This is a genomic window from Pseudaminobacter soli (ex Li et al. 2025) (assembly GCF_029892515.1).
In the GTDB taxonomy this organism is placed as follows: Bacteria; Pseudomonadota; Alphaproteobacteria; order Rhizobiales; family Rhizobiaceae; genus Pseudaminobacter; species Pseudaminobacter soli_A.
Map to the genome: position 1 here is coordinate 1 of NZ_JARXVF010000007.1, position 15,556 is coordinate 15,556.

Consider the following 15,556-nt stretch of genomic DNA (forward strand, 5'->3'; position numbering starts at 1 on the left):
CGCCGCATCGAATACTGGCCGGTCTCCGGCCGCGCCCGCCAGGCGCTGCTCACCGGCGACCCCGGCTTCGCCACCCCCGCCGCCCCACCGCCGCCCCCGCCGACCAGCGGCGCCGTCGAGTTCTTCTAAAGTCCCGAAAGATCCGCCTCCATGTCCGCGTCCACCCTCACGCCTGTCCCCGCCCTGCTTGCGCGCCTGAGCACGGAGCTCAACGACATGGCGGCCGAAGTGAACCGGCTGTACCCGCTCGCCATCGCCACCGCCACTCCCGACCCGGACTACCTGCAAGCCCTGCAGGGCATCGACCACATCGAGCAAAAACTGCGCGCGCTGGCCGGCTTCCTCGCCGACCTCACCAAGGCCGCCGCCCCCGACTGGCAGCTTGACGCCCAGCCGGCCCTCGCCGCCCTCACCCTGTCCGACCTCGCCACCCGCCTTGCTGGCCACACCCCGCACCCGGCCGCCAACGATGGCGACTGCGAGCTGTTCTAGAACCGAGGTGCTGCCGCTACCGTGCCGGGCCTTGAAAAAAGTGCCCGGTCGTCGCGATCTGACGCCGGCTCGCGCAGTGACGCACGAAGTCGTATGATGCCGGCGGCCTGAAAGCTGGAGGGGCGGTCATGCAGCAATCTTGCAGTCATTCGCGCCTGATCCGAACGGTCGAACCCCAAACGCTCGGCTGCGAGGAATGCCTCGCCACAGGACAGATCTGGGTGCATCTGCGCCTATGCAGGCAATGCGGCCATGTCGGCTGCTGCGACGATTCGCCGGGCAGGCACGCCACGGCGCATTTTCATGCTACCGGTCATCCGATCATAGAAGGCTACGACCCGCCTGAAGGCTGGGGCTGGTGCTATATCGACGAAATGATGATCGACCTGCCGGACCAGACCGAACAGAACGGCCCCATCCCGCGCTATTACTGAACCGTCTCGAATACCCGTGACGGCGGACAATCCAGGATTTTTGGGGGCGAAAAAACATCGACTGAAGCAGTCGAAGGTGGTGCGGGTGGTCGGGGTCGAACCGACACTCCTTTCGGAACCGGATTTTGAGTCCGGCGCGTCTACCAATTCCACCACACCCGCACGGCGCAGATGGCTGCGGACTATACGGTCCGCCCTATCGTCGTCAACTGGCCAACTGTCGATTTCGTGACGCGTCCGCCATTGTGAAGCCACGGAAATCTTTCTAGACAGGATCCGACCCACCAACGGAACCTTCGATGCTTCGCAGACTCTACGACTGGACCCTGTCGCTGGCCGCACGCAAGTCCGCCGAATGGTGGCTCGCCTTCATCGCTTTCGTGGAAAGCTCGGTCTTCCTCATCCCGGCCGATGTGCTCTTTGTGCCGATGGCGCTGTCCCGCCCGGAGCGCTCCTACCGCTATGCAGTAATCGCCACGGTGGCCTCGGTTCTGGGCGGCATCGCCGGCTGGTATATAGGCTATTACGCCTACGAAACGATCGCCAAGCCTGTGCTGGAATTTTATGGCAAGTTCGACGAGTTCGAGGCGCTCAGAACCTCGTCGGGCATCGGCTTCATCCTCTTGATGCTGGTGACGTCCGGCGCGGCGCACTTGCCGCCGATCAAGGTCGTGACCATCCTTGCCGGGGTCATGCACGTCAATCTCGCCCTGTTCGTCGTTTCTGCCATCATCGCGCGCGGTGCCCGCTTCCTGCTCCTCGCCTGGCTGCTGCGCACCTATGGCGAGCCGATCCGCGGCTTCATCGAAGAGCGGCTCGGGCTGATCGCCGGCGCCGGCGCCGGCGCCCTCATCGTGCTCTACCTCGCGGTCAAATACACTCTCTGACCGGACACAGGATTAACCCAGGCCATAACGGATAGAGACCATGTCCAGCCTCACCCAGCCGACCAGCAGCGTCCAGACCGTCACTGCGCTCATGCTCCTCATCGCCATGGCGGCGGTCGTCGGCGGCGCGCTCGGCTTCGAGCATATCGGCGGCTACATCCCCTGCAAGCTGTGCCTCGAGCAGCGCACGCCCTATTATGTCGGCATGCCGCTGATGGCGGTGGCCGCGATTTCGTCCGGCCTCAACTGGCCGGCGATGATAACGCGCGGCCTGCTTCTGATCGGCGGCCTGCTGATGCTCTACGGCCTTGGCCTGGGCGTCTACCACTCCGGCGTCGAATGGGGCTGGTGGCCCGGCCCGACCGACTGCACTGCCGTCGTTCCGGTCACGGGCGGCACCGGCGGCGTGCTCGATTCGCTCAACACGGTGATGCCGCCTTCCTGCGAGAAGGCGGCCCTGCGCATCCTCGGCCTGTCCATGGCAGGCTGGAACGCGATCGCCAGCCTGATCCTGACGATCATCGCCTTCCGCGGCGCCGTCGGCAAAGCCTGAAACAGATTAGGTAGGCGCGAAGACTTCGCGTCGACATCGTTCCGGATTTCTAGATCGGGATTGAGAAAGCTCGCCGTATGCGCGCGTCCGCGCCGGCGACAAAAGCCTTATGGCTCCAGTTCGACATCCCAGTAGAGATAATCGAGCCAGCTTTCATGCAGGTAGTTCGGCGGGAACAGCCGGCCATTGTTGTGCAGGTCGTGCACCGTGGGCTGGTAGGGCGTCTGCTTGGGCCACATCTTCGCCTGCGCCGGCATCATGCCGCCCTTCTTCAGGTTGCATGGTGAACAGGCGGCAACGACATTTTCCCAGGTGGTGGCTCCGCCGCGGTGACGCGGGATCACATGGTCGAATGTGAGGTCTTCCGGCGTGCCGCAATATTGGCATTGAAAACGGTCGCGCAGGAACACGTTGAAGCGGGTGAAGGCCGGATAGCGCGACGGCTTGACGTAGCTCTTCAGGCTCACGACGCTGGGCAGCCGCATCGAGAAGGATGGCGAGGAGACTGCGTGGTCGTATTCGGCGACGATGTTGACCCGATCGAGGAACACCGCCTTGATGGCATCCTGCCACGACCAGAGCGACAAGGGATAGTAGCTGAGCGGGCGGTAATCCGCGTTCAGCACCAGTGCTGGGAGGCCATCCGGGTTTACGGCGACCGTCACTGACTTACCTCCTTGTCCATCCGAACCTATTGGTCCGGATACTGTAAGCCCGACATGACAGGGATGTGAAGCGGTTTCACTGCCATGAATACCGCTGCGGTAACCCTAATTTCAGGCATTTTAAGGCATTTGGGAGGGTGGAGCGGCATCCCGGCCCCTGGTTTCACGATAATATGACCAGAAAAGACGGGCCGCGACCCCTCTCCACGGCGACCATGATTCGGCCAGCGCGATCAGCGCCTTCTCGCCCGGACGCGGGTCGACGCCGAGCGCCTGGCCCACCGCTGTCTGCAGCGCCACGTCTCGCCCGGGAAAAATATCGGGATGACCGGCGGCGAAAAGAAGATAGACCTCGGCCGTCCAGGGGCCGATGCCGGGCACCTCGGTCATGTGGCCGATGGCATGGGGCGCATCGAGTTCGCACAGGTGATGGAGATCGAGCCCGTCCTGAACCGCCTGCGACACGGCAAGCAGCGTGCGGATCTTCGGCCGCGACAGGCCGGCCTCGCGAAACACCGACTCGCCTGCCTCGAGCAACGCCTGCGGCGTCAGCGGATCGACCAGCTTGATCAGCCGGCCGAAGATGGCATCGGCGCTGGCGCGCGACACCTGCTGCGAGACGATGATCGAGGCGAGGCTGACGAAGCCCGGCTCGGAAAGCCGCAGCGGCACCTCGCCAGCCAATGCGCGCACGTCGCTCAGGCGTGGATCGATCACGCAGAGCGCGTCGAGCCCCTCGGAAATGTCGTCGAGCGATTTGATACGGCGCATGTGTCTTGTCCCAGCTTCGGCGGCAAAGTAGCAATCGGGCAATGTCCCGTTCAATCCGATATAGGCATTGCAGATGAACTCTCCTGCCAAGCAGGTCTTCCGCTTCGCGCCGAGCCCCAATGGCGAACTGCATCTGGGCCATGCCTATTCGGCACTGCTCAACGACCGCCTGGCTGAGGCGACCGGCGGTCGCCTGCTGCTGCGCATCGAGGACATCGACGTCACCCGTTGCACGCCCGAATTCGAGACCGCGATCCTGCGGGATCTCGCCTGGCTCGGCATCCGCTGGGAAGAGCCGGTGCGCCGCCAGTCCGAGCATTTCGGCGAATATGAAGCGCTGCTGCAAAGGCTGATCGATGCGGAACTCGTCTACCCGGCCTTCATGAGCCGCGGCGAGGTTCGCGCCCATATCGCCGAGGCCGAGACCAAGGGACTGCGCTGGCCCCGCGACCCGGACGGCGCTCCGCTCTACCCCGGAGCCGACAAGGACCTGTCGTACGCCATGCGTCGCCGCCGCATCACCGATGGCGAGCCCTTTGCCTGGCGGCTCGACACCGAAGCCGCACTCGCCCGGCTGTCCGGCCGGCTGTCATGGCGCGAGTTCACCGACGAGACGCTCGCAGAGACGCACGAGGTCGAAGCGCGGCCGCAGGATTGGGGCGACGTGGTCATCGCCCGCCGCGAGATTCCCACCAGCTATCACCTGTCGGTGGTGGCCGACGACGCGCTGCAGGACATCACCCATGTCGTGCGTGGCCGCGATCTCTACTTCGCCACCTCCATCCAGCGGCTCTTGCAGCAACTGCTGGGATTTCCGGAGCCGAGCTATTTCCACCATCGGCTGGTGCCGGGCCCGGACGGGCGCAAGCTGTCGAAAAGCCTCGGCGACAGCGGCCTTGCCACATTGCGCGAGCAAGGGGTTTCGCCAGGGGAGATCAGGCGAATGGTCGGTCTTTGAGAAGGATCAGAGCCGCGACAGGCCGGCCTTCAACAGGGCAACGGTCGCGATCGCGATAAAGGCGCCGCCGAGTCCCGTGGCAGTGGCGAGCGTCAGGTCACGGAAAGCTATGCCGTAGGAGTTGACGGCCACGAGGGCGGCGAAGAAGCCCACGGTGAACACGACCATGTTCCCGAAAGGGCCAAAGCCGTCGTCGCGCATGATGGCGTTGAGCGCGGAGCCAAAAAAGAAGGCGATGACCGCGACCACCGCCACTGCCATCATCAACCAGGCCGGATCGAGATTCCACAGCATGCCCGCCCCTTCCGAAGCTTCGACAATTTGCGTCCCATGACCCCCAATTCAATGATCGTGAATATATGGATCAATCGTTTCGCTTTGCTTGACGAAATGATCGGCATTAGACGGACCTCGAATGCGGACCGAGCCTTCGGTCCCTTAGCCAGTCAGGATCAAGCGCATGTCAGGCCTCAAGAGGTTCATTCCCGCCGCCTTCGTGCTGCTGTGGTCCACCGGCTTCATCGGTGCGCGCTACGCCATGCCGTGGGCCGAACCCTTCACCTTCCTGGCAGCGCGCTTCGTCCTCGCCTTCCTGCTGCTCGGTCTCCTGGCCATCCTGATCGGCTCGCGATGGGGCAGCGGCCGCGTGGCGCTGCATGCCATGATTGCCGGTGCGCTCATGCACGGCGTCTATCTCGGCGGCGTTTTCTGGGCCATCCATCAGGGTCTGCCGGCTGGTATTGCGGCGCTGATCGCGGGCCTCCAGCCGCTGGTCACCGCGCTCGTTGCCGGCCGTGTGCTGGGCGAGGAGGTGCAGCCGCGCCATTGGGCGGGCCTTGCTGCGGGTTTTGCCGGCGTGGTCATCGTGCTGTCGCCGCAGCTCGGCAATGTCGGCGGCGGCGTCACCTGGCAGACGCTTGCCGCAGCGGTGGTCGCCATGGGCGGCATGACCGCCGGTACGATCTGGCAAAAGCGTTTTGGCACCGGCGGTGACCTCGTCACCGGCACGCTCTACCAGTATCTCGGCGGCGGCGCGCTGATGCTGCTCGGGTCCTTCGCATTCGAAACGCGCACTGTCACGATCAACGGTGAGCTCATCTTTGCCATGGCCTGGCTGGTGCTCGTGCTTTCGATCGGCGCCATCTTCCTGCTGATGGTGATGATCCGCGACGGCGAGATGTCGAAGGTCTCTTCGCTGTTCTACCTGGTGCCAGGTGTCACTGCGGTCATGGCCTGGGCGCTGTTCGGCGAACACCTCTCGTCTGTGCAGGTCGCCGGCCTGCTGGTAGCGACCTTCGGGGTGGGCCTTGCCACGGCTCAGGTCCCGACGCGCGCCCGCGCCTCGAGATAGCGGGTGATCGAGGCATTGAGCTCGCCGCCGAGGATGAAGATCGCCGAGATGATGTACAGGAACACCAGCGCGATCATGATCGAGGCGAGACCGGCATAGGTCGTCACATAGGACGAGAAATGGTCGATATAGGTGGCGAAAGCCGTCGAGCCGACCAGCCAGCCGATCAAGGTGAAGATGATGCCTGGCACGATGGTGACGAACTTTCGCTTGCCGTCCGGCAGCCAGACATGCACCGCAATCAGGCCGAGCACGATCACCGCCGAGGCGATGATAAAGCGCCACAGCGTAATGGTGCCCATATAGGGGCCGATCCATGCGATCTTTGCTTCGAGCAACCGCGCAAGCAACGGCGCAAAGACCAGAAACACGCTGATCACCACAAAGCCGATCGTAGCGATCAGCACAAAAAGCAGGCTCTGCAGGCGGCGATAGATGATACCGCGCGTCTCGGTGACGCGATAGGCGCGGTTGAGCGAAGCCCGCACCGCCTCGATGCCGTTGGAGGCGAAGTAGCCGGCCAACAGACCGCCATAGGTCAAGAGGTCGCCGCGCTGCACAGTAAGCACCTCGACCACCTGCCCCGCGATAGGCTCGGCGATCTGTTCGGGCCAAGTGTCGAACACCAGATGGACGGCGGTGTCGGCGAACGCCTTTGCACCGAGAAAACCGGCCAGCGTGGTGGCGAAGATGAGGAAGGGAAACAACGCCAACAGCGCCGACAGCGCCAGATGGCTCGCCATCGCCCAGCCATCGTCATAGTTGAAATGGCCGAGCGCATCGAAAAGCACCCGCTTTATCGCGACGATCTTCCTCACCAGGTTGGCATCCGCATGATTTCCTCTATCCGATTCCGGCCGGAATATGGGAAGGGTTCACCACAATTGGCAACCCGTGAAGACAATGCCCATGCGTAACCGCAGGTTGCGCGAGGGTGCCCGCGGCGCCCAGCCTGCGGTTTTGCGCCACGCCCTCCTATCGCCACGGCCTCGTTCAGGTTAGAGCATTTCACGATCAGATCGAAACGAAGCTGGATAACTCATGTCGACCGTCTTCAACATCTTTGCCATCATCGTCATGTGCGCCGTGGTCATTGTGCTGCTGCGCGGTCTCGTGAACATGATGCGCGGCGGCTCCGGCAACACCTCCAACAAGCTAATGCAGTTGCGCGTGTTCCTGCAGGCCATCGCGCTGGTTCTGATCCTGCTGGCCCTTTATTTCCACGGCCGCTGATCAAAGCGACGCCACGCAAGGGAGGAGGCGCATGGTCAAGCTCAACAAGATCTACACCCGCACCGGCGACGACGGCACCACCGGTCTCGGCGCCGGAGACCGGCGCCTGAAGTCGGACATGCGCATCGAGGCCTTCGGCACCGTCGACGAGGCCAATGCCTGCATCGGCCTGGCGCGGCTGCATACCGAAAGCGCCTATCCCGAAATCGACGCCATGCTGGCGCGCATCCAGAACGACCTGTTCGACCTCGGCGCGGACCTTGCAACGCCGGATACCGGCAAGCCGCTCGGCTACGAGCCGCTGCGCATCATTGCCGAGCAGACCGCGCGCATCGAGACCGAGATCGACCAGCTGAACGCAAATCTCCAGCCGCTGCGCTCCTTCGTGCTGCCCGGCGGCTCGCCGGCTGCGGCAGCTCTGCACCTGGCCCGCACCGTGGCAAGGCGCGCCGAGCGCATGATGGTGGCGCTGGCGCAGGACCCGGCCGAGCACGTCAACCGCGACGGCATCAAATACATCAACCGCGTCTCGGATTTCCTCTTCGTCGCCGCCCGTGTCGTCAATGACAATGGAAAGGCCGATGTGCTATGGGTGCCCGGCAAGAATAGGTAGAGCATTTTGCAGCCAAGCGGATTCGCCTGGCGCCGTACAAATGCGGCAAAACAACAAGATAGAGCGGAATAGCGTCCGCCAGGATGCCTGCCGCTCTAGCACCCGCCGGGAGGGCGGAACACGAACCGATGTTCATTCCGCTCTATGACTCCAACCATCTGCGGCACATCAAGCATCAATATGTGACGATCGGCCTGATCGCGGCCAACGTCATCATCTTCTTCCTGACTTCATCGTCGGACGAATACACGATGCAGGCGCGGGTGCTGGGCCTCGGCTACGTCCCCTCAGTGGCTTTCGACAAGGCCACCCTGCCGGCCGAACTTGTGCTGGTGCCGAGCCTGCTCACCTATGTGACCTACGCCTTCTTGCACAACGACATCTTCCACCTCGGCGGCAACATGCTGTTCCTGTGGGTGTTCGGCGACAATGTCGAAGACGCGCTCGGCTATTGGCGCTACCTGCTGTTCTACCTGCTCTGCGCCATCGCCGGCGCGCTGGTACATGGGCTGTTCATGCCGGATTCGCAGCAGCCGCTGATCGGCGCTTCGGGCGCCATCGCCGGCATCGTCACCGCCTATCTCATTCTCTATCCACGCGTGAAGGTGTGGATCCTGGCCTTCGGCCGCGTCCCTCTGCACATCCCGGCCTATATGGCGCTCGGCCTCTGGATCCTGTTCCAGCTGTTCATGCTGCTGTTCGGCGAAACCGACCAGATTTCCTGGGCCTGCCATGCCGGCGGCATCGTCGCTGGCGCCCTGCTCGTCCTGGTCTTGCGCAGCCGCGACGTGCCGCTGTTCGAGCAGGAAGAGCCGGCAACGCCACCGGCCGAATCCGCCCCGCCGCAGCCCGCGCCCCCCGTCGATGACGGGCCCGCGCCGTGGGGTCCGCGGAGGTAGCCCTTTCAACCGATTTGGAAGCAAGCCGGATATTGACGTTGATTTCCACGCTAACTAGGGTCCGCGGGCGTGCGAAATCCGGTCGCAACGGGCTACGCATCTGGATTTCCGTTTTGTCGTCCAATATGTCGTCAATCGGCAAATGGACGGGGGCCAACTCTGCTAGAGAGCGCTCCAAAGTTTCATCAGAGAGGTGAGAAGCACATGAAAGTTCTCGTCCCGGTCAAGCGGGTTGTCGACTACAACGTGAAGATCCGCGTGAAGTCGGATGGCTCGGGCGTCGAGCTGGCCAATGTGAAGATGTCGATGAACCCGTTCGACGAGATCGCAGTGGAAGAGGCGATCCGCCTCAAGGAAGCCGGCAAGGCTGACGAGATCGTGGTGGTGTCGATCGGACCCGCCCAGGCTCAGGAAACGCTGCGCACCGCGCTCGCCATGGGCGCTGACCGCGCCATCCTGGTCAAGACCGACGAGACGGTCGAGCCGCTCGGCGTCGCCAAGGTGCTGAAGGGCGTGGTCGAGGCTGAACAGCCGGGCCTGGTGATCCTCGGCAAGCAGGCGATCGACGACGACGCCAACCAGACCGGCCAGATGCTGGCCGCGCTGCTCGGCTGGGCGCAGGGCACCTTCGCCTCCAAGATCGAGATCGAGGGCGACGGCGCCAAGATCACGCGCGAGGTCGACGGCGGCCTGCAGACGATTGCGGTCAAGCTGCCGGCGATCGTCACCACCGACCTGCGCCTCAACCAGCCGCGCTATGCTTCGCTGCCGAACATCATGAAGGCCAAGAAGAAGCCGCTCGACGAGAAGGCCCCGGCCGATTTCGGCGCCGACGTCACCCCGCGCCTCAAGGTGCTGAAGACCGAGGAGCCGGGCGGCCGTAAGGCGGGCGTCAAGGTCGGCTCGGTGGCCGAGCTGGTCGACAAGCTCAAGAACGAAGCCGGCGTGCTCTAAGGTTCGGAAGGAAAGGGAACAAAAAATGGCAATTCTCCTCATCGCCGAACACGACAACGCAACCGTTTCCGACCAGACCGCCAAGGCGCTGTCGGCCGCGCTGAAGATCGGTTCCGACGTCGACGTGCTGGTCGCCGGCAAGGGCGCCAAGGGCGCTGCCGACGCCTCCGCCAAGCTGAAGGGCGTGCGCAAGGTGCTCCTGGTCGAAGCCGACGAGCTCGCAGAGCGTCTGGCCGAGCCGCTCGCCGCCACGATCGTGGCGCTGGCCGGCAACTACGACACCATCGTTGCCCCGGCCACCGCATCGGGCAAGAACGTTGCGCCGCGCGTCGCCGCGCTGCTCGACGTCTCGCAGATCTCGGAAATCATCGAAGTGGTGTCGTCCGACACCTTCAAGCGGCCGATCTATGCCGGCAACGCCATCCAGACGGTGCAGTCGGGCGAGGCCAAGAAGGTCATCACCGTGCGCACGGCCGGCTTCCAGGCCGCCGAGGCAAGCGGTTCGGCCCCGGTCGAGACCGTCGGCGCTGCCGCCAACCCAGGCCTGTCGAGCTTCATCGAGAACAAGCTGTCCGAAAGCGATCGTCCGGAGCTGACCTCGGCTCGCATCATCATCTCCGGCGGCCGCGCGCTCGGCTCGGCGGAGAAGTTCCAGGAGGTGATCCTGCCGGTGGCCGACAAGCTCGGCGCCGCGGTCGGCGCCTCGCGCGCCGCGGTCGATGCCGGCTACGCGCCGAACGACTGGCAGGTAGGCCAGACCGGCAAGGTCGTGGCTCCCGAGCTCTACATCGCCGTCGGCATCTCGGGCGCGATCCAGCACCTCGCCGGCATGAAGGACTCGAAGGTCATCGTCGCCATCAACAAGGACGAGGAGGCGCCGATCTTCCAGGTTGCCGACTACGGCCTCGTCGGCGACCTCTTCACCATCCTGCCGGAACTCGAAAAGGCGCTTTGACGCGGTTCGGGCAAGCATATTAAAATACGGTGGCCGGGGTAGACGAAACTACCCCGGCCATTTAGTTTGCACTGCACAAAAATGTGGCCGAAAAGGCCTATGACGGGATCTGTGTAATGAGCAAGAGTATCGAAACGGTCGGTATTGTCGGCGCAGGCCAGATGGGCGGCGGCATCGCCCATGTCGCGGCACTCGCCGGCTACAAGGTGTTGATGTACGACATTTCCAGCGATCGGATCGAGAAGGGCATCGCCACCATCAGCGGCAACATGGCCCGCCAGGTGAGCGCCGGCAAGCTGGCCGAGGACGAGCGCCAGAAGGCGCTTTCGCACATACAGCCCGCTCACCAGCCCGCCGATCTCGCCGCGGCCGACCTCGTCATCGAAGCAGCTACCGAGGACGAAACGATCAAGCGCAAGATCTATGCGCAGCTCTGCCCGGTGCTGAACCCGACAGCCATCCTGGCCACCAACACCTCCTCGATCTCGATCACGCGGCTGGCCGCACAGACCGACCGCCCCGAGCGCTTCATCGGCATCCACTTCATGAACCCCGTGCCGGTGATGAAGCTGGTGGAGCTGGTGCGCGGCATCGCCACCGACGACGGGACCTTCGAGGCGGCAAAGGAATTCGTCCACCGTCTCGACAAGACCACCACCGTCTCGGAAGATTTCCCCGCCTTCATCGTCAACCGCATTCTGCTGCCGATGATCAATGAGGCGATCTACACGCTCTATGAGGGCGTCGGCTCGGTGGAAGCCATCGACACCGCCATGCGGCTCGGCGCCAATCATCCGATGGGCCCGCTGCAGCTGGCCGACTTCATCGGTCTCGACACCTGCCTGTCGATCATGCAGGTGCTGCATGACGGCTTGTCGGACTCGAAGTACCGCCCCTGCCCGCTCTTGGTGAAGTATGTCGAGGCCGGCTGGCTCGGCCGCAAGACCGGCCGCGGCTTCTACGACTATCGCGGCGAGCATCCGGTTCCGACGCGCTGATTTCAGCTTTGGGCTGCGGCTCGCTGGATAGGCGAGCCGCAGCCTCGTTCAGCTTCCCTATTCAGCGGCCTGCCGCCCGGCTTTCGGCCGCACATTGTGATTGATCCGGAACAGGTTCTGCGGATCGTAGCGCTGCTTGATCTCCACGAGACGCTTGTAATTGGCGCCATAGGCCGCCTCGACGCGATCCACCTCATCCGCCGGCATGAAGTTGATATAGGCCGTGCCGATGGCCAGCGGCTTGGCATCTTCGAACAGGCGCCGCGCCCAGTCGATGCACGCCTTGTCCATCGCCGGATCGCGCCAGCGCGCGTGCACGTTCATGACGAAATGCGGTAGACGCTGCGGGAATGCGGTTGCACCGGCGGGAACGCGGCTGGCCGCGCCGCCGACATAGCCGATGAATATCTCACATTCGGGTCCGGGGAGTTCGCGCACCGCGCCGAGCAGCAGATCGATTGCCGCATCCGATAGCTCAGCGAAGTCGTGGCTCTTCCAGTAGTTCCGCGCACCGGGTGCCAGCAACGGATCGAACGCTTGTTGCCAGCCGGCGAAGGGATTGGGGCCTACGACATCGGCAAGCGGCTTTCCGATCGCCCGCATCCGCTCCGCAGCCTTCTCGCCCTCCTCGATCGAGCCGCTGTAGCACATGGCCAGCACCAGAATTTCCTTGCCGTGCCACCCGGCCGGCAGGAAGGGCAATGGCGGCGCCTGACGCATCACGGCCCAGCAAGTGTATTCCTCGGGAGAAGCGGCAAACGCATCGCGATATTCGCGCAAGACGGTTCTGGCATCGGCAAAGGGATGCACGACGAGACCCGACAGCACTTCCGGGCCGACCTTGTGCAGCCGGAAATCGAATGCCGTGACGATACCGAAATTGCCGCCGCCGCCGCGTAGCGCCCAGAACAAGTCCGGGTTTTCCGTTTCGCTGGCACGGATCAGATCGCCGGCTGCCGTGACGACGTCTGCGGACAGCAGGCTGTCGCATGTCAGGCCATACTTACGGGTCAGCCAGCCGAAGCCGCCGCCGAGTGTCAGCCCAGCAATGCCGGTGGTGGAGTTGATGCCGGTCGGCACAGCAAGTCCGAAGGCCTGCGTTTCGCGGTCGACATCGGCCAGCGTCGCCCCGGGCTCGACCCGGGCCGTTTGCGCGGCGGCGTCGACCTTCACCGCTTTCATCTGCGAGAGGTCGATCATCAGGCCGCCGTCGCAGACTGCGCTTCCGGCAATGTTGTGGCCGCCGCCGCGTATGGCGACGAGCAGATTGTTGGCGCGGGCGAATTGCACCGCGTTGATGACATCTGTTGCATTGGCACAGCGGACGATGAGGCCCGGCTTGCGGTCCACCATGGCGTTCCAGATGGTCCGCGCCTCCTCATAGGCGCCGTCCTTCTCGCGCAGAAGGCGGTCGCCGAATCCGGCAGAAAGCGCTTCGATGGCCGCCGCGCTGATGACTGTCTTGCCGGATTCGAGAGTAGTGAGGCTAAGGTCGGTCATGGGCAAGTCTCCCGCTAGGGTGATGATCGTCCCCCATGACAGGAATTGTGCGCCTCTCAGGGTCGGCGCACAAGAAGCCCAGGCGGCGCGCGAGGCGCCGGGGCGATTATTTGCCGATCGCGGCGTCCACCAGGCGCATGGCGTCGGGGCTGGCCCATTCGGCGGGGCCGTTCATATGCGCGAGCAGGCAGCCCTCGCCGTCGACCAGAAGCGTCACCGGCAAGCCGAGCGCCAGCCCGCGCGTCTTCAACTCGTTGAACAGGTCGAGCGAGTTGTCGCGATAGAGCGAGAGCTTGTCGACATTGATCTCCGAGAGGAACTTCTTCGGCTTTTCATTATCGCCGGTGTCGACATTGACCGCGACGACCTCGAACTTGTCGCTGCCCTTGTCCTTCTGCAGCGCATTGAGAGCCGGCATCTCGGCGCGGCAGGGCGCGCACCACGTGGCCCAGAGATTGACCAGCAGCGTCTTGCCGGAGTGATCCGCCAGCGTCATCGGCTTGCCGTCCGGCGCGGTGAAAGCGAGGCTCTTGACCGACTGCGGCGGGTCGGCCGGCAGCATCGCCGCGATCTCGCCGGTGGCGGCCGCGCCGAGGGCCTTGGCCTTGTCGGCCTTTGCCGCGCAGGCGGCGTTGTCGGCGCTGTTTGCCATGGCGACGGGCGCATTGGCAGGCACCTGCTGGGCCACGGCCGGCGCATTGTTGCCAGACAGGGTGTTGCTGACATATACCGCGATCGCACCGGCAAGTGCGCCGGCGACTGCCGCGATGACCAGAAGACGCGCGGTCGGCATGAGTTTCTTTCCGTCAGCCATTCACTTCAATCTCCGGAGCCCGGTTACCACGATGAGCGACAAGAAGGCCAGCAATCAGATGTGGGGCGGACGTTTTGCCTCGGGCCCGGCTGCGATCATGGAGGCCATCAACGCCTCGATCGGTTTCGACAAGAAGCTTCACGCGCAGGATATCCGCGGCTCCATCGCCCATTCGCAGATGCTGGCCGAAACGGGCATTATTACCGAACAAGATCAAGAAAAAATCGCTCACGGCCTGAACACGATTTTGAAAGAGATCGAGGACGGCAAGTTCGAATTCTCGAGCCGGCTGGAAGACATCCACATGAATGTCGAGGCGAGGCTTGCCGAACTCATCGGCCCGGCCGCCGGCCGCCTGCACACGGCCCGCTCGCGCAACGACCAGGTGGCTGTCGACTTCCGCCTCTGGGTGAAGGACGAGTTCCACCGCGTGGCCGTGGCCTTGAAGGGCCTGATTGAGGTGTTCCTTGTCCGCGCCGAGGAACATGCCGCCACCGTCATGCCCGGCTTCACGCATATGCAGACGGCCCAGCCGGTGACCTTCGGCCACCACTGCATGGCCTATGTGGAAATGTTCAGCCGCGACCTGTCGCGTGTGCGTGACGCCATCGAACGTATGGACGAAAGCCCGCTGGGCGCGGCCGCATTGGCCGGCACGGGCTTCCCGATCGATCGCTTCCGCACGGCCAAGGCGCTCGGCTTCCGCGAGCCGACCCGCAATTCGCTCGACAGCGTTTCCGACCGCGATTTCGCGCTGGAGTTTTTGTCCATCGCATCCATCTGCGCCACTCATCTGTCGCGCCTGGCCGAGGAGATCGTCATCTGGTCGACGCCGCAGTTCGGCTTCGTGCGGCTGTCCGACAGCTTCTCGACCGGCTCCTCGATCATGCCACAGAAGAAGAACCCCGACGCCGCCGAGCTGGTGCGCGCCAAGACCGGCCGCGTCAACGGCCATCTGATCGGCCTGCTGACGGTGATGAAGGGCCTGCCGCTCGCCTATTCGAAAGACATGCAGGAAGACAAGGAAGCGGTGTTCGACGCCGCCGAGACGCTCGACCTGATGCTGGCGGCCATGACCGGCATGATGGGGGATATGACCATCAACGACGCGGCGATGAAGAAGGCCGCCGGCTCGGGCTATTCCACCGCCACCGACCTGGCCGACTGGCTGGTACGGACGCTCGGCCTGCCCTTCCGCGAGGCGCATCACGTCACCGGCCGCGCCGTCGCACTTGCCGAGAGCAAGAAGGTCGGGCTGGAAAAGCTCGCTCTGGAGGACCTGCAGTCGATCCATTCCGGCATCACGGCAGACATCTTCTCGGTCCTGTCGGTGCAGAATTCCGTCAAGAGCCGCACCTCCTTCGGCGGCACGGCGCCCGCCGAAGTGCGCCGCCAGATCCGCTACTGGAAGAAGCGCATCGCCAAGGCGTAGCGAGACGAGGCGCGCTGCTGCCACGCGGCGCGCCAATCACGCGAACT

Annotated in this window: 19 protein-coding genes, 1 tRNA gene and 1 pseudogene; 14 read left to right on the top strand and 7 right to left on the bottom strand. The window is 64.0% G+C overall.

Annotated features, from left to right (window positions below):
- From M2281_RS23140 to M2281_RS23150, 3 genes and pseudogenes are all read left to right on the top strand, one after another.
- Window positions 1-129: pseudogene (locus tag M2281_RS23140) on the top strand (chemotaxis protein CheD); the annotation flags it as partial.
- 21 nt (window positions 130-150) lie between these two features.
- Entirely contained in the window at window positions 151-492 is a 342-nt protein-coding gene (locus M2281_RS23145) for a hypothetical protein (RefSeq protein WP_280823565.1), read from the top strand.
- Window positions 493-620: 128 nt separating this feature from the next.
- Window positions 621-926 carry a UBP-type zinc finger domain-containing protein gene (locus M2281_RS23150; RefSeq protein WP_280823566.1) on the top strand — a complete coding sequence of 102 codons (306 nt, stop codon included), beginning with the start codon at window positions 621-623 and terminating at the stop codon, window positions 924-926.
- Window positions 927-1,003: 77 nt separating this feature from the next.
- On the opposite strand, the gene M2281_RS23155 is transcribed toward M2281_RS23150, so the two are convergent.
- Window positions 1,004-1,088: transfer RNA gene (locus M2281_RS23155), tRNA-Leu, on the bottom strand.
- Window positions 1,089-1,225: 137 nt separating this feature from the next.
- Here M2281_RS23155 and M2281_RS23160 point away from each other — a divergent pair.
- Window positions 1,226-1,813 carry a YqaA family protein gene (locus M2281_RS23160; RefSeq protein ID WP_280823567.1) on the top strand — a complete coding sequence of 196 codons (588 nt, stop codon included), beginning with the start codon at window positions 1,226-1,228 and terminating at the stop codon, window positions 1,811-1,813.
- 40 nt (window positions 1,814-1,853) lie between these two features.
- The gene (locus tag M2281_RS23165) at window positions 1,854-2,366 is read left to right on the top strand and encodes a disulfide bond formation protein B (protein WP_280823568.1); all 513 of its coding nucleotides are present in this window, start codon (window positions 1,854-1,856) and stop codon (window positions 2,364-2,366) included.
- A 107-nt stretch (window positions 2,367-2,473) separates the two neighbouring features.
- Here the strand turns inward: M2281_RS23165 and M2281_RS23170 are convergent, their stop codons facing one another.
- Together M2281_RS23170 and M2281_RS23175 are read right to left on the bottom strand one after the other, a co-directional pair.
- Window positions 2,474-3,031 carry an HNH endonuclease gene (locus M2281_RS23170; protein ID WP_106725341.1) on the bottom strand — a complete coding sequence of 186 codons (558 nt, stop codon included), beginning with the start codon at window positions 3,029-3,031 and terminating at the stop codon, window positions 2,474-2,476.
- 120 nt (window positions 3,032-3,151) lie between these two features.
- Entirely contained in the window at window positions 3,152-3,802 is a 651-nt protein-coding gene (locus M2281_RS23175) for a DNA-3-methyladenine glycosylase family protein (RefSeq protein WP_280823569.1), read from the bottom strand.
- A gap of 73 nt (window positions 3,803-3,875) precedes the next feature.
- Here M2281_RS23175 and gluQRS point away from each other — a divergent pair, with 73 nt between their 5' ends.
- The gene (gene gluQRS, locus M2281_RS23180) at window positions 3,876-4,760 is read left to right on the top strand and encodes a tRNA glutamyl-Q(34) synthetase GluQRS (protein ID WP_280823570.1); all 885 of its coding nucleotides are present in this window, start codon (window positions 3,876-3,878) and stop codon (window positions 4,758-4,760) included.
- Between the two features lie 6 nt (window positions 4,761-4,766).
- On the opposite strand, the gene M2281_RS23185 is transcribed toward gluQRS, so the two are convergent.
- On the bottom strand, window positions 4,767-5,054 hold the full coding sequence (locus M2281_RS23185) for a hypothetical protein (protein WP_280823571.1): 288 nt from the start codon (window positions 5,052-5,054) through the stop codon (window positions 4,767-4,769).
- Window positions 5,055-5,220: 166 nt separating this feature from the next.
- On the opposite strand from M2281_RS23185, the gene M2281_RS23190 reads away from it, so the two are divergent.
- Window positions 5,221-6,111 (top strand): DMT family transporter, encoded by an 891-nt coding sequence (locus tag M2281_RS23190; protein WP_280823572.1) that lies wholly within the window; start codon window positions 5,221-5,223, stop codon window positions 6,109-6,111.
- On the opposite strand, the gene M2281_RS23195 is transcribed toward M2281_RS23190, so the two are convergent.
- On the bottom strand, window positions 6,078-6,932 hold the full coding sequence (locus tag M2281_RS23195) for a YihY/virulence factor BrkB family protein (RefSeq protein WP_280823798.1): 855 nt from the start codon (window positions 6,930-6,932) through the stop codon (window positions 6,078-6,080). The genes M2281_RS23190 and M2281_RS23195 overlap by 34 nt on opposite strands.
- 220 nt (window positions 6,933-7,152) lie before the next feature.
- Here M2281_RS23195 and M2281_RS23200 point away from each other — a divergent pair, with 220 nt between their 5' ends.
- From M2281_RS23200 to M2281_RS23225, 6 genes are all read left to right on the top strand, one after another.
- The gene (locus M2281_RS23200) at window positions 7,153-7,344 is read left to right on the top strand and encodes a twin transmembrane helix small protein (RefSeq protein WP_280823573.1); all 192 of its coding nucleotides are present in this window, start codon (window positions 7,153-7,155) and stop codon (window positions 7,342-7,344) included.
- Between the two features lie 31 nt (window positions 7,345-7,375).
- Entirely contained in the window at window positions 7,376-7,957 is a 582-nt protein-coding gene (locus M2281_RS23205) for a cob(I)yrinic acid a,c-diamide adenosyltransferase (RefSeq protein WP_280823574.1), read from the top strand.
- 128 nt (window positions 7,958-8,085) lie between these two features.
- Entirely contained in the window at window positions 8,086-8,856 is a 771-nt protein-coding gene (locus tag M2281_RS23210; RefSeq protein ID WP_280823575.1) for a rhomboid family intramembrane serine protease, read from the top strand.
- Window positions 8,857-9,060: 204 nt separating this feature from the next.
- On the top strand, window positions 9,061-9,810 hold the full coding sequence (locus tag M2281_RS23215; protein ID WP_280823576.1) for an electron transfer flavoprotein subunit beta/FixA family protein: 750 nt from the start codon (window positions 9,061-9,063) through the stop codon (window positions 9,808-9,810).
- 25 nt (window positions 9,811-9,835) lie between these two features.
- Complete coding sequence (locus M2281_RS23220) at window positions 9,836-10,765, top strand: electron transfer flavoprotein subunit alpha/FixB family protein (protein WP_280823577.1); 930 nt, start codon at window positions 9,836-9,838, stop codon at window positions 10,763-10,765.
- Window positions 10,766-10,881: 116 nt separating this feature from the next.
- On the top strand, window positions 10,882-11,763 hold the full coding sequence (locus tag M2281_RS23225) for a 3-hydroxybutyryl-CoA dehydrogenase (RefSeq protein ID WP_280823578.1): 882 nt from the start codon (window positions 10,882-10,884) through the stop codon (window positions 11,761-11,763).
- Between the two features lie 57 nt (window positions 11,764-11,820).
- Here the strand turns inward: M2281_RS23225 and M2281_RS23230 are convergent, their stop codons facing one another.
- Window positions 11,821-13,263 (bottom strand): FAD-binding oxidoreductase, encoded by a 1,443-nt coding sequence (locus tag M2281_RS23230; RefSeq protein WP_280823579.1) that lies wholly within the window; start codon window positions 13,261-13,263, stop codon window positions 11,821-11,823.
- 106 nt (window positions 13,264-13,369) lie between these two features.
- Window positions 13,370-14,077, bottom strand: coding sequence for a thiol:disulfide interchange protein TlpA (gene tlpA, locus M2281_RS23235; RefSeq protein WP_280823580.1), 708 nt, complete (start codon window positions 14,075-14,077; stop codon window positions 13,370-13,372).
- Window positions 14,078-14,108: 31 nt separating this feature from the next.
- Here tlpA and argH point away from each other — a divergent pair, with 31 nt between their 5' ends.
- The gene (argH, locus tag M2281_RS23240) at window positions 14,109-15,509 is read left to right on the top strand and encodes an argininosuccinate lyase (RefSeq protein ID WP_280823581.1); all 1,401 of its coding nucleotides are present in this window, start codon (window positions 14,109-14,111) and stop codon (window positions 15,507-15,509) included.
- Window positions 15,510-15,556 lie beyond the last annotated feature (47 nt).